The sequence below is a fragment of the Klebsiella sp. WOUb02 genome (assembly GCF_050058015.1).
Classification (GTDB): domain Bacteria; phylum Pseudomonadota; class Gammaproteobacteria; order Enterobacterales; family Enterobacteriaceae; genus Klebsiella.
The window spans coordinates 245,963-259,460 of record NZ_CP170111.1 but is presented as its reverse complement, the minus strand read 5'-3'; the positions used below and the strand labels follow the sequence as shown (position 1 = coordinate 259,460).

Annotated in this window: 6 protein-coding genes and 3 pseudogenes; all 9 read right to left on the bottom strand. The window is 55.5% G+C overall.

Annotated features, from left to right (window positions below; translation table 11 throughout):
- Positions 1-22: 22 nt before the first annotated feature.
- Positions 23-2,373 (bottom strand): annotated as a pseudogene (gene ygjK, locus ABOC21_RS29290) (alpha-glucosidase).
- A 17-nt stretch (positions 2,374-2,390) separates the two neighbouring features.
- A complete protein-coding gene (ygjJ, locus tag ABOC21_RS29285) occupies positions 2,391-3,449 on the bottom strand; it encodes a protein YgjJ (RefSeq protein WP_426815624.1) in 1,059 nt (352 codons plus the stop codon).
- A 46-nt stretch (positions 3,450-3,495) separates the two neighbouring features.
- Positions 3,496-4,929, bottom strand: a complete 1,434-nt coding sequence (locus tag ABOC21_RS29280; protein WP_426815623.1) for an amino acid permease — start codon at positions 4,927-4,929, stop codon at positions 3,496-3,498.
- A gap of 228 nt (positions 4,930-5,157) precedes the next feature.
- A complete protein-coding gene (locus ABOC21_RS29275) occupies positions 5,158-6,591 on the bottom strand; it encodes an amino acid permease (protein WP_426815622.1) in 1,434 nt (477 codons plus the stop codon).
- Positions 6,592-6,684: 93 nt separating this feature from the next.
- Positions 6,685-7,134: a beta-galactosidase subunit beta gene (locus tag ABOC21_RS29270; RefSeq protein WP_014226912.1), complete on the bottom strand. Its 450-nt coding sequence runs from the start codon at positions 7,132-7,134 to the stop codon at positions 6,685-6,687.
- Complete coding sequence (gene ebgA, locus ABOC21_RS29265) at positions 7,131-10,223, bottom strand: beta-galactosidase subunit alpha (RefSeq protein WP_426815621.1); 3,093 nt, start codon at positions 10,221-10,223, stop codon at positions 7,131-7,133. The genes ABOC21_RS29270 and ebgA overlap by 4 nt, the downstream gene beginning before the upstream one ends.
- Positions 10,224-10,497: 274 nt before the next feature.
- Complete coding sequence (ebgR, locus tag ABOC21_RS29260; protein ID WP_426815620.1) at positions 10,498-11,481, bottom strand: transcriptional regulator EbgR; 984 nt, start codon at positions 11,479-11,481, stop codon at positions 10,498-10,500.
- Positions 11,482-12,225: 744 nt separating this feature from the next.
- Positions 12,226-12,799 (bottom strand): annotated as a pseudogene (locus ABOC21_RS29255) (IS630 family transposase); the annotation flags it as partial.
- Between the two features lie 39 nt (positions 12,800-12,838).
- Positions 12,839-13,453 (bottom strand): annotated as a pseudogene (locus ABOC21_RS29250) (IS5 family transposase); the annotation flags it as partial.
- Between the last annotated feature and the right edge of the window lie 45 nt (positions 13,454-13,498).

Sequence of the window (13,498 nt, the reverse complement as noted above, 5' to 3'; positions counted from 1 at the left end):
GGGGTAGGGAGAGGGCAATATTCTATGGCTTACGGAAAAACTCGTTATACAGCATGTACAGATGTGCCGCGCTCCAGGAGAAGTTTGGCGCGCCCTGCGGAGCGCCGGTGAGCGGATTGTAATTCTCCTGAATCGGGCCATCGGAGGTTAACCCCCAGGCGTGCCTGAAGAAGGCGTCCGCCAGTGCAGCGCCTCTTCGCGGTGGCCGTAGCGCTCCATCCCTTTCAGGCCGAACCAGAACTGGTCCACCCACACACGGCCGCGCCAGTAAATATCCGCGCCAAACGCCGGATTCGTTAATGCGGCGGTACCCAGCGGTACAGAAGTATTGAACTCTTTGTTGTCCAGCATCACCGAAATGACGTCATCGGCATGCGCCTGAGTGGCCGCGCCGTTGAACAGCGGCGACCAGCCCTCCGGCCCTTTGCCGCGCTCGACGATCGGCTTACCGGCACAGCCGTTTGCCAGCGGCTGCGCTTCAATGCGAATGTCGTAATAGAATTTGCTCTGCGGGTCGAACATGCAGGTGTTGATATAGTCGGCGAGCTTTTGCGCCAGCGCCCGGTAGCGTTTTGCCTCCTCTGGCTTGCCGAGAAGGGTCGCCATATCCGCCAGATAGTGGTTGTCGCTGTACATGTAGCTGGCCTGATCGACCGACTCCTGCAGCAGCGAATAACCGAGCAGATTGCCGCTTTTATCCCGGTTTTCAGCAAATTTCACCGTCCAGTCGCTGCGTTTGCCGCCGTCGGCGATGTATTTATCCAGCTGATCTTTATCGATAAAGCCGAAGACCGCCGCGTCGTCGCGCCCCGATTCCCAGGAGGCGGCCACCTGTGCCGGGATCTCCAGGCTGTCGTAATCGCCCTTCGCCGTCACCTGCTCGTAGGTTTTCAGGCCGGAAAGCGTCCGTTCTTTATCGCCCTTTTTCACGGTAAACAGCATCGCGCCATCGGCGGTGTTGTGCGCTTTATCGCGGGTCGCGCCGTACTCCGGCACGCCGTTGCCGTTGTGGTCGCGGTTGCGCAGCCACCAGTCATGGTAGGCCACCAGCTTCGGGTACATTTCCGCCAGCCAGGCTTTATCTTTCGTGACGTTATAGACTTCCATCACCGACCAGGCCGCCAGGCTCGGTTTGGTATTCCGCTCGTTCCAGTTGCTGCCGTCGCCGCCGCGCTCCGGGCTCAGGTTCCAGGCGATCAGATCCGGAATGAACCCGGCATCCTGCGGTCGCACTTTATCGTCGGCGGCAATCTGCCAGGAGAAGACGGCGCGGATGTTCTCTTTCGCGATCTCCGGGTTGAAGTGGGCCATGGCGTAGGCCTGCTTCCAGGTATCCCACGGCCAGGTCTGGTTGCCGGAGAACCAGCGCCCGGTTACCGACGGCGTGACGGTGTTGTGCTTAACGGCGCCGCCCGGCGCGCGCCAGTTGCCGTTAAGGGTTTCGATCGCTTTCACCGCCACCCGGGTTTGCTGCGCCGTGGCATCAGGATTGGTCAGCCCCTTTTGCAGATAGCCGTTCCAGCGCGCCTCGGAAGCGCGCAGATAGTGCGCCGGTCGCGCCAGAATATCGCGGATTTGCGCTTTCTCAAGGCGCACCTGCTCGGCGTTCAGCAGGTGCGAATAGGTGGTATAGAGCGTGGTCGAGCCGTTGATTTGCGCGCTGCTGGTGAATCGATGGCCATCGATTTGGGTGACCGTCGGCAGGGAGCGATGGATCTGATACTGCGATTCGCCGGAGGTCATTAAATCCGATGCGGAACGGACTTTACCGAAGCTGACCGTCAGTCCGTCGTGGGTCGCGCTCAGGCGGCGCTGATAGTCCGGGAAGGCCTGGTCGATGGTTTGCGTTGACTGCGGTTTCCCCTCTTTGGCGGAGAGCGTCTCCAGCAGCTCGCCGTCCCAGACCAGCTTAAGCGGACCGCTGCTGGTGATTTTAGTCTCCAGTAAAGACGTGTGCGCGCTGGCAAAGCGCAGGGTCATCTCGATTTGTACGCCGGGCGCGGAGAGCGTTTGCACCAGCGCCCCGGGCAGGCTCCAGGCCTGCATGGTGAAGGCCACATTTTTGCCGTTCTGGTACACCGTCATGCGATCGAAATGGGTCGCCATAAAGTTGATGTACTCCTCGGTGAGCAGCGCGGGCCCCGTAAAGCCGCCCATGGTGGCTGGACCGTCCGGCAGCAGATGCCCATGCCATGCGCCCAAATCGAAAAACGGGTTGAAACGCTGGTGGTCGTCGCCATCGAAATCCTGCATCGCCTGCGGCGCGCCGCTGCGGTTGATAACATTTTTAAAGTCATCCGCGGTCAGCGCGTGGGCGGAAAAGCTTAGCAGCAGGGCGCAGGCCAGCGGCGTCAGAGTGGTGATGATTTTCACCGTATTGATATCCCTTTTTACCAATAGAAATATTGCATCAGGAAAACCTGGTCGCTCGGGTCTCCGGAGGCGTTTTTCATGTAGAAGCGGCTGTCCGCGGCGGTCGCGAACCGTCCGTCGCCGTATTCGTACCAGATGCCGAACTGCATAAACGAGGTGGTTTCCTCGGCGGCGCGATCCGGGCGGTGTTTGGCGTAGATATAGGCGGTGGAGAGATACACGCCCTTGAGCGCTTCATACATGGCGCTGGCCATAAAGCCGGTCTCCGTTCCCGGCACGTTTTGCCCCCTGGCGCGCCCGGTATGGTGCCAGGCGCGGGCGGCGAGGTTGGGGGTGAGAATACCGGTTAACAAGAGCTGACCGGTACCGTCGGTTAGCTCAAGACCGTTCATCCAGGTGACCTTTTCGGCAATATCGTACTGGACGTAGCCGTTGACCATCGCCGGGTAGGTATATTTATCGTCGTAGCGGTCGTATTTGCCGAAATGGAGCCACGCTTTGCTTTCATCGTGGTGCCCGGCGGGCGTGGCGGTCACGCTGTAGCGAAAATCTCCCGCCAGGTTCTGCACCTTGAGCGCGTACATAATATCGCGCGTATTGGGGATCACGTAGCCGAGGTCGGGTGTGAAATCGCCCCACCACTGCAGATCGTCGAGCGATGAATCCTGGCGCAGGCTGAGCATAATCTCGGTGCTGCTATCGGTTTTATATCCGCCGTAGAGGCGGTTTATTCCACCTTCAAATCCGCCCCAGCCGTGGTCCGGTACCCAGGCATTCCCCTGACGATCGGCCTGGACCGTCCAGCCTTCGCCATAAATTAAGCCAAACCAGCTGCCGTGCTTTATTTCCAGCCCGCCTTCAATATAGGTGCCATCGCTATATTTATGTTTATCCTCGCCTTCTAAATCCATATATCCGCCGCCCCCCAGTTCACCGTAAAAACGATAGGAAGTGGCGCTCAGTTGAGGCGTTTTCATATCATCATGTTCCGCCGGGTGAGCAACATCAGCCGCTACGGCAGGTGTGCACAAGGCCAGGGCGGCAAGCGCCCCGTAAATCAAGTTATTCTTTTTCATCGCATTATTAAGAGATATTGTAATTTATTATTTTAGGGAAAATGGCTTATGACGCGTCGGAAGCCGGCGCCGCTTCAATTCTTTTTTGTTCTACCGTTAATCCCTTCACGTATTTGCTGTATTTCCACCACGCAAATCCGAGGAAGATAACAATGCCGCCGACGTTATAGAAAATAATGGTCAGAATATTGCCGCCGGTGGGAAAGGTTGAGGCGACGAAGCCGATAGCGAAAATAACAATCAGCATCGAGACCACCGTAATGCCGGTGGTGCGTGAGCCCATTTTAAAATCGCGCGGCAGATGATCGAGCCTGTGGCGCAGGTTGAGATACGCCAGCATGATAAACAGCGGCGGCAGCATCGAGGCGGCGGCGGTCATGTTGATGATGGTGTTCATTAAATCCTGCACGGTGCTGGAGCCCATCATCGGGATAATCATCAGCGGAATCACAATCAGGAACTGGATCCACGCTGCGCGCGCCGGTACGCCGTTTTGATTGAGCTCGACGGTTTTTTTACCAAATATGCCGGCCGGGATTTCGGAGAAAAAGATTTTGACCGGCGTCGCGGTCCACATTAATAACGAACCAAACATGGCGGTAAAGGAGACCAGGCCGACAAAACGGTTGACCACGATTTCCGGCAGGCCAAACCAGACCGCCATGCCGTGGAAGACCTGTACCGATCCGCCGGTATATTTCGACTCTTTACTGCTGATGAACACGTTAATCAGCACCGAGGAAATGGAGTACAGCACGCCAATCACGATCCCGGCGAGGATAATGACCTTAACGAATGATTTCGATCCGCCTTTCACGTCATTGACGTACACCGCGACGGACTCCGCCCCGCCGGCCGCCATAAAGATCCAGGTGGTGATGCCGAGGAACGCCCAGTTAAAGTTCGGGATCATTGCATCCACGGTAATCGGATCCGCTGGCTGAATACCGCCCACCAGCGCGCTGCCGGAAAGCAGAATGTAGGAGAGCGTCAGCAGCAGCATTAACGACGAGGTCACCGAGGTAATAGGACCCAGCATTTTTGCGCCGTTGGTGGAAACCCAGGTCGACAGGGCGAACAGCGCCATGCTCAACATCGTGGTGGCCACGGGCGTCAGAATGTACTCGTAGCCGAGGAAGGCGTAGGAGGCATACGCGATGACCCTCGGCAGCAGCGAGGTGAAAAAGAACAGATTCACGAACCAGTAGGTGTAGGCGGTAATAAAGGCCCAGCGCCCGCCGAGAGAGCTCTTTACCCACGCATAAACCCCCGCTTCGGAGTTTTTATTCAGCGAAACGAATTCCGCGATGATCAGGCAGAAAGGAACGAAGTAGAGCAGGGTTGCGAGGAAGAACATAGGTGCCGACGCCAGCCCCAGCTCAATATTGTTATTGATCACGTTGTTAAAACTGAAGACGGCGGCGAAGGTCAGCGACAGCAGGCCGAACTTGCCGATGGTATTACGTTTGATATCAGACATAACACATCTCCACACATTGTCCTTCAGAGAATGGCCGAAGGGGATTGTGTTGTTTGTAGGGTAGAGGTAGTTAAGTATCGTGGTTAATTTTAGTAAAGATTTCAGTAAATAAAAGCGGTAAAAATGAATTGCTTTAACTCGATCACGAAAATGGTTGAGCGCGAGATCCTGGCTGGCGGGTAAAAAAATCCCGCCAGGCGATTTAACGCTGGCGGGAGGAACGGTCGCTTATTTCACCGGATTTACCACTGATTTCAGCACCGATGGCTGGCTCTTGCGCTGTTTTTTCTCAAAGCGGGTTATCCACCACCACGCGAGTCCGGAGAAGACTGCGGTCATAAAGACGTTAATGAAGAAGGCATTCACCAGATCGACCCCCGGCGGGAAAGCCGAGGCGGTCATGCTGACCAGGAAAATCACCATCAGCATCGACACCACGGCCATCCCAACCTTTCGTGACCCCATGCGGAAGTCGCGCGGCGTGTCGTCGTGTTTCCAGCGGAAAACAAAGTAGGCGGCCATGATAAACAGCGGCGGTAGCATCGCGGTACCCGCGGTCAGGTTGATAGCGGTGTTCATCATTTGCTGAACGCTGGCGGAGCCGAAACCGTTCACGATGAGCATCAGAAATACGAAGATAAATTGCCACCAGGCGGCGCGCACCGGCACGCCGTGGACGTTCAGCTCGGTGGTTTTTTTGCCATAGATGCCGGCAGGAATTTCAGAGAAGTGAATTTTTACCGGTGCGGCGGTCCACATCATCATGCTGCCGAAAATGGCGATAAACAGAATGATGCCGACGAAGCGGCCCATCAGCGCTTCTGAAATATGGAAATAGGCGCCGAGGCCGGTGAAGATTTCCACCATGCCGGCCGCATAGGTCAGATCTTCACGCGCCACAAAGACGTTGACCAGCAAAGAGCCCAGCGCGTACATGCCACCAATCAGGATCCCGGCGGTGATGATGACTTTAATAAACGATTTCTGCCCACCTTTGGTGTCGTTCAGGTACGCGGCGACGGTTTCAGCCCCGCCTGCCGCCTGGAAAATCCAGCACATGATCCCCAGCGTCGCCCAGTTGATAGTGGGCGCCATGGCGTGCAGCGTAATCGGCTGCGCGGGGACATGGCCCGCGCCCAGCGCGGTAAAAGCGCCGACCACGTAAATCGCAAATAGCGCGAAGACGCCATACGCCACGCATTCGGAGATTTTCCCCAGCCAGGTCGCACCTTTAGTGGAAATGTGGGTGGCCATGGCGAACAGGACGATAGAGATCAGCGACGTGACCATCGGCGAGAAAGGAATGGCGTAACCCATAATGGCGTACGAGGCGTAGGCCACCACGTTCGGCAGCAGCGACAGGAAAAAGAACAGGTTCACAAACCAGTACAGGAACGAGCCGAGATAGGCCGCGCGGGTGCCTAAAGGCTGCTTCAGCCAGGCGTACATACCTGATTCGGAATTCTTATTCGCTGACACGAATTCGGCGATGATAAACACAAACGGAATAAAATAGACCACCGTCGCAAACAGAAAGATAGGGGCGGAGCTGAGCCCTAACTCGATGTTGTTATTAACAATATTTCGTACGTTAAATACGGCGGCAAACGCCATCGACAGCAGGGCGAATTTACCTATTTTGGCACGAACTGATTCGGACATAAGTCCTCCGAAAAATTATCTGGCCCACATTGAGGGTTAGGGCCGGGAAGGCCAGCGAGTCGATCCGCTGGCCTCATCTTGCTTCACGCGGACTTACTTATTCAGGAAGTAGCCGTCTTCGATAGTTACTCTGAGCACCACCTTTTTGACCGGCGAGTCGCAGATAAAGCGATAGGCTTCATGGGTGTCGCAAATCACCATTTGTCCTTCGTGAACCTGCACGGTTTCACCAATGCCTTTCAAATATTCTCGGTCGGTTTCATCGCGATAGCAGGCCACGGTCTGCAGCTGCTCTTTGGCGGCAAACTCAATTTTTTGCTGACCCTGAAGGTAGTAATGCACCTCGAAATAGCGGCGGTTGCCAACGAACAGCGCATCCGTGGTGCTGTCGCTTGCCACGCGATAGGAGAGCGAATCGCCGATAGAGTGGGCCACCCCGGGTCGAATATTGTCGATGTTATTAATTGCTTCTACGCAGCGCTGCCATTTACGCCCACTGTGATAAATTTGCTTAAACTGTTCTAAGTTATCGAGAATTCTCATTTTTCAGCCTCGCTGTGTGAATCGGAGGAAAAGAAACCGGCGTCAAAGCTATGATTCGCCAGCGTCTGCGAGGAAGCGCTCCCGCCTTCCAGCGGCAGCAGCGTAAAGCCATAGTTGAACGGTTTGAGCCACACCCGCCAGCTATCCAGCACCTCGCTCCCCCAGGAGTTAGAGCCCAGGCCGAGCAGTTGGGCGTCGATATTCAGGGTTATGTCATCGCTGCGACGCAGTTCGTTACAGTGCTGCGCGGCGTGCAGATTCTCCGCCGTATAGTGCCAGGCGCTGATGTTGAGCGGATCGCGCGGGACCACCATCAGACCGCTGCCGTGACGGTCGGTAAACGCGGCCCAGCGGACGTGCTGGCGATTGCCGTTGTTCTGCGGGAACGGATAGTTCACGAACATGTCGTCCACGGTGGTGCGCCAGAGGTCAATGATATTGCTCTGCTGGCTGTCGGCGTAGTTTTCGCCGGGACCGCGACCGTAGTAATCCACCTGTTCAAACTGGCCGTTAATGCCCAGCATAAAACCTATGCACGGCACGATGTGCGGATAGTCGCCGTAACGTTCGCCCGCAAGCTCAACGTTAATATGGCCCTGCGGGGTAATCTGCCAGCGATAGGTGCAGCGCATGCCGAAATCGAAAACTGGCGGGGCGATGATGCTGCGGGCGGTGATAATCACCGTATCGCCGCGCTGCTCGGCGCTGAATTCGCGCAGATGCTCCTGCATGATTTGCAGATGATTGGGCTGCCACAGCCCTTCGTATTCCTGCTTGTGGTTATCAATCATTGGCTTGAAGAAGTTAATCTTCGGCTCACGGGTCACCTGGTCTAAGCCGTTCACCTGCCATTCGCTCAGTTTGCCGCTGACTTTTGAGAAGACCACGCGGAAGTTATGCCCGGTAATGCTGTAGCTCAGTCGTTCATCAACTATCCGTAGCGGGGTTGCGCTGGCATTTATCAGCGGCGATTTCGTTACCGTCTGTTCTTTTAGCCGGAACTGGTAAACGGCGATCGGATGGTTGGCCTCGCTGTACGGCGTACGGGAATCTTTGATTACCATGATGTTGACGAAGGTTTCGCGATCGTCCAGCTCCGGCAGGTCGATAGTGATATCGCGGCCGCTTTTTGGCGCAAGATCGCGTACCTTAAGCTGCTGGCTGGCAAGCGTAGCCCCTTCGGCGCGCACTTCCACGCGCAGGGTGTAGTCATCGAGGGTCGAGAACCAGAGCTTATTGTCGATGTGCAGCTCGCCGCGGGCGATGTCCGTCGCCTGAACTTTTACCGGGGCGATAACCTGCTTGTACTCTCTGAGCCCGGGTCCAGGCGTCTGGTCGGAGAAAATCAGCCCGTCGAGGCAGAAGTTGTAGTTATTAGGATAGTCCCCGTAGTCGCCGCCGAATTTGTACCAAACCGCGCCGCTGTCGTCGGTGGCCTGGATTCCGTGATCGCACCACTCCCAGACGTAGTGGCCCTGAATACTGTCGTGCTGATAGAACACGTTCTGGTATTCGCTCAGCCCGCCGGGACCGTTGCCCATGGCATGGGCGTATTCGCAGATAATTCGCGGTTTGGCATGCGGATATTCCCCGAATTCGTTCATCAGCGGCACGCGGGTATACATGGTGGAGATGATATCCACCACCTCCGCGTCGCGATCCTCTTCGTAATGCACCAGCCGGGTATCATCGATCGCCTTAGCGGCGTGATACATCGCGCGAATGTTGCAGCCGTAGCCGGACTCGTTACCCAGCGACCAGATAATGATCGACGGATGGTTTTTCTGCGCGTGGACGTGGCGCACGATCCGCTCAACGTAAATATGCTCCCATGCCGGGTCATCGGTGATGGCGCTAAGGTTGCCGATGTTGGCGAAGCCGTGGGATTCGACATCGGTTTCCGCCATCACGAACAGGCCGTAAATGTCGCACATCTCATAGAAACGCGGGTCATTGGGGTAGTGGGCGGTACGTACCGAGTTGATATTGTGCTGCTTCATCAGCAGCAGATCTTTCTCAACGCGATCCATTCCTACGGCGCGGCCCTTCAGATGGTCGTTGTCGTGACGGTTAACGCCGTGCAGCATCACGTAGCGGTTATTGATATAGAACAGGCCGTTGCGCACTTTGATATCGCGAAAACCGACGCGCTGCGGGATAACTTCGAGAATCTCCCCGGCGGCGTTTTTCAGCGTCATCACCAGGTGATAGAGCCAGGGATTTTCCGCCGACCACTGCTGCGGCGCCTTCACGTCGATCGCAAAGTCGACGTTCAGCAGATGGCTGACGCTCAGGCGCGGCGTTGCGCCTTCATACAGCACCTTTTCGCCGTCGAACAGCGCGTATTCCAGCGTCGCTGCGTCCGGCTGCGCGGCGAGATTTTCCAGCACCAGCTGGCAGGAGAGCGTGGCGTCGACGTAGTCATCGTTAAAATCGGTGCGCAGAGTGAAGTCCTGGACGTGAAGCGGTTTTTTGCCCACCAGATACACGTCGCGGAAGATACCCGCCGACCACCACATATCCTGATCTTCTATATAGGTGGAGTCCGCCCACTGCATGACGCGCACGCAAAGCAGGTTGTCGCCGGTTTTTACCGCGTGACTAATATCAAACTCCGCCGTCAGGCGGCTGCCTTTGCTGAAACCGATGTACTGACCGTTAACGTACACTTCAAAATAGGTTTCGACGCCATCAAATTTAATCAGGGCCTGCTGGCCCTGCCAGCCCTCGCTGAGGGTAAAGATGCGCTGATAGGCGCCGGTTGGGTTGTCGGTCGGCACGTAGGGAACGTCAATCGGGAAAGGAAAGCCTTCGTCGGTGTACTGTAGCTGGCCGTGGCCTTCCATCTGCCACATTCCCGGTACGGTAATCGGCCCCCAGTCGCTCATGTATTGCGAGGTGAACGCTTCCGGCACCTGCAGCGGGTTGTTAAAGAAGCAGAAGTTCCACTGTCCGCTAAGGGACAAAAAGCGGCTGCTGGTTTCACGGGCGAAGGTTCGCGCCTGGGCCTGCGAATCGTAAGAGAAGAAATAGGCGCGCGGAAGCAGCCGGTTTTCATGAGTGAGTTGAAGATTTTCCCAGCGATTCATATCGCCTCCCTGAACGGACTAAACGGATGGAGATTATTTTAGTAAAGGTTTTACTAAATAAAACCGCCGGAAGCGATTTACTTTAACTCGATCACAAAATGAGCGTTACCGGGCGTCTGAGGTTGGCGTCAGGAAGGGGGCATTCCTGGAGGCGATGCTGCGCATCTGTCCGGGCTACCGGCCCGCAGACGGCGGTAAACCCGTAGCCCGGGCAAGGCGCGTTAAGCGCCGCCCCCGGGAGCAGAGCGCAGAGGATTTAGCGTCAGAAACGGGATTAGCGGGTGGTGCCGCGCAGCTTCAGCACGCTGGGGACAAAGACGTTTAGCGGCAGCGCGCGGCCATCGCGGGCTTTCTCAACCAGCAGGTTGACGCCCTGGCTGCCCATCATTTCTGAATGAATGCGCACCGTTGAGAGCGGCGGAAAGGTAAAACGCGCGGTGGGGATATCGTTAACGCTAATGAGCGAAATATCTTCCGGGATCGAGAGACCGCGTTCATGAATGGCGCGCAGCACGCCGATGGCGATAGAGTCTGACGCGACGAACAGCGCGGTGGGAAAACCCGCTTTTGCCAGCATCGTTTTTGCCAGCTCATAGCCGGAGGAGCTGGAAAACCCGCCGCGCCAGATATCTTGTTCCGAAACCACTCCCTTCAGGCGGCCATATTCGACGAAGGCCACTTCGCGGATGTCGGCTTTACCCGGCTCATCCTGGCCACCAATAAAGCCGATGCGTCGCGCACCCTGGGCGATAAAAAAGTCGATAACGTCTTTGGCAATGCGCACCAGATCGATGTCGACGGCGTCATAGCTGCTGCCGGGTTCATGGAAATCAATAAAGCAGACGTTGTCGGTTAACGCCGTGGCGGCGTCGCGAATCGCCCGCGAAGGCTGGCCGACAATCAGAACGCCAGTCACTTTTTTCAGCTCAGGTAGCGCGTTGTTAAAGTAGCAGTTGGTCAACTCGATACCGAGCTTTTCGCATTGCGTTTCGATGCCGTGGCGGATCGCCAGATAGTAAGGATCGTTGATTTCAAGATCCTGCTGGTAGCTGTAGATGGCCAGAATATGGTGGTGGCCGACGGTGTGAACCTGAGCCTTACGCGAGCTGGTACTTTTATATTCCAGCTTTTCCGCCACCTCAAGAATGCGATGCTTTGTCTCTTCTTTCACGTTCAGAGTGGCGTCGTCGTTTAAAACGCGAGAAACCGTCGCCAGTGAAACGCCTGCTTCGGTCGCGATATCTTTTAGTGTGGCCATTGTTTTCCTTATCTGACGTTGCCCCATCGACGCAAACCATTGTAAAGCAAGCGCGGGCAGCTGCATCTCTTTTCAGTATATTTCCGCCGTATTATTCATCCCCGCCGCAGCGTTTCCACCGCGCAAAAGAGTGATGAATCTAACATTCTTCGCACTATTATGCGGAAACCTCGCCGACATTTGTTATTTTCACTAAAATTTTACTTGATTGATAGGATTTAAACCCCAAAAACGAACAAAGCTTAACCACCAAATCCCGCCGTCATGCTGAACTGGCGCGGTGTTGGTGTTCTGAATGACCAATCAATTATTCAGCATTCATTGGTACTTTGATTTTTTAGTCTGTTTTGTCATCGCTTTTCGTGCGCAGGGCGGATCTGTCCTGCGCACGGTCTTACCCGCAAATTTTCATCTGCGCCAGCTGCACGTGGCAGGCCAGCAGACTCTGCCAGACGCATCCCCCGTTTCAGGCCGCTGAAGCACATCATTTTTCCGCACAGAATGCATGCCAGCGGGTCCACCTTCAGCAGCCGCTGGTACATGTTCTGGTCAATAAAAACCGGACACTTTTTTCTCAGCCAGTCGTTCACAGAGGACGGGAGGAAGTCCCCCGTTGGCTGCATGATTTCTGTCAAGATTGTAGTGGCGCATATACGTTGCCACATCCTCCTTCATATCGGCCCGGGTTGGCTGGGGCACAAGCAGCAGCCACTCATGTTTCAGGTGTACTATACCCAAGTAACTTCAAGATGCTGGTTTGAGTTTCTGAAAATTATCGTTAATACGACAGGCAAGTTTCCCCGCTATCTCTGGCAAGGTATCACTGAAAAATCCGTTTATCGCCTGCCGGAAGTCCTTCGCTGTGGCGAAATACCGGTTGTTCCGGGCATGCTCATTCATCACCTTCCACAACCGCTCAATCGGATTCAGATTCGGGCTGTAGGGGGGGCAGGTAGTGCAGTTCAATATTCATCACCACCGCCCAGTCCTGCACCAGTGAAGCCCGGTGATACGGCGCACCATCCAGTATGAGGTGTACTTTCTGCCTGACCGGATAAGTCTGCCGGATGGCGATGAAAAACTCACAAATGGTTCTGGCATTAGTCTGCGCATAATCGCTGGTCACTGTCCGGGCGATATCGTTCAGGCTGAGTGCCCCGATGATATTCATCCGGGTACGGCTGCCGGTGGTTTTAACCGGTTTGCGCTCACCCCGGCGTATCCAGCCACCACTCAGTTTCGTTGACTGCGTGGGATGCACCGCATCCATAAACAGGATGGGTTCGCTGTCACCCGCCGTCAGCTTCAGAGCCTCATATTCCGGCAGCCTTCAGTGGTCTTTGCAGAGTTAAGAACACACCACTTCCACAGGCTCCGTAATCAGATTTTCCGCCTGATTAAGGTCATGCTCATTTGCGGCGGTGGTGACCACTTTTTCAGTCAGGCCTGTCGCGGCATCAACCGCAATATGCGCTTTCATACCGAAGTACCACTGATTTCCCTTACGGGTCTGGTGCATCTCCGGGTCACGTTGCCCGGATTTATTTTTCACAGAGCAGGGAGCGGAGATGATGGTGGCATCGATAATCACGCCCTTACGCATCATCAGTCCTGCCTGCTTCAGTTTAAGGTTAATCAGGGACAGTACCTGTTCACCGGCATTATGTTTCTCCAGAAAATGACGGAAATTCATGATGGTGGTGCGGTCGGGGACGCAGCAGTCGATACCGGCAAACTGACGAAATGGCAGCATGTCATGGAGGGCATCTTCGGCAGCACTGTCACTGAGGTCAAACCAGAGTTGCAGGCAGTGAATGCGCAGCATGAGCAGCAGAGGAAAAGGTCTGCGTCCCCGTCGGGACGAGGGATACCACGGGAGCAGAATATCAGCGATATCGGACCACGGGACGAGAACATCCATACGGTCGAGGAACTGTTTTTTGCGGGAGAAATAGCTGGCAAGAGCGGGCATCGTGAAAAGTCTATGGCAAAGAAAGGATTATGTGCTCTCCGCCGG

What these genes read in the sequence shown, in the direction of transcription:
- ygjJ (WP_426815624.1), bottom strand. Translation starts at nt 3,449, where the DNA reads ATGAAAAAGAATAACTTGATTTACGGGGCGCTTGCCGCCCTGGCCTTG.
- ABOC21_RS29280 (WP_426815623.1), bottom strand. Translation starts at nt 4,929, where the DNA reads ATGTCTGATATCAAACGTAATACCATCGGCAAGTTCGGCCTGCTGTCG.
- ABOC21_RS29275 (WP_426815622.1), bottom strand. Translation starts at nt 6,591, where the DNA reads ATGTCCGAATCAGTTCGTGCCAAAATAGGTAAATTCGCCCTGCTGTCG.
- ABOC21_RS29270 (WP_014226912.1), bottom strand. Translation starts at nt 7,134, where the DNA reads ATGAGAATTCTCGATAACTTAGAACAGTTTAAGCAAATTTATCACAGT.
- ebgA (WP_426815621.1), bottom strand. Translation starts at nt 10,223, where the DNA reads ATGAATCGCTGGGAAAATCTTCAACTCACTCATGAAAACCGGCTGCTT.
- ebgR (WP_426815620.1), bottom strand. Translation starts at nt 11,481, where the DNA reads ATGGCCACACTAAAAGATATCGCGACCGAAGCAGGCGTTTCACTGGCG.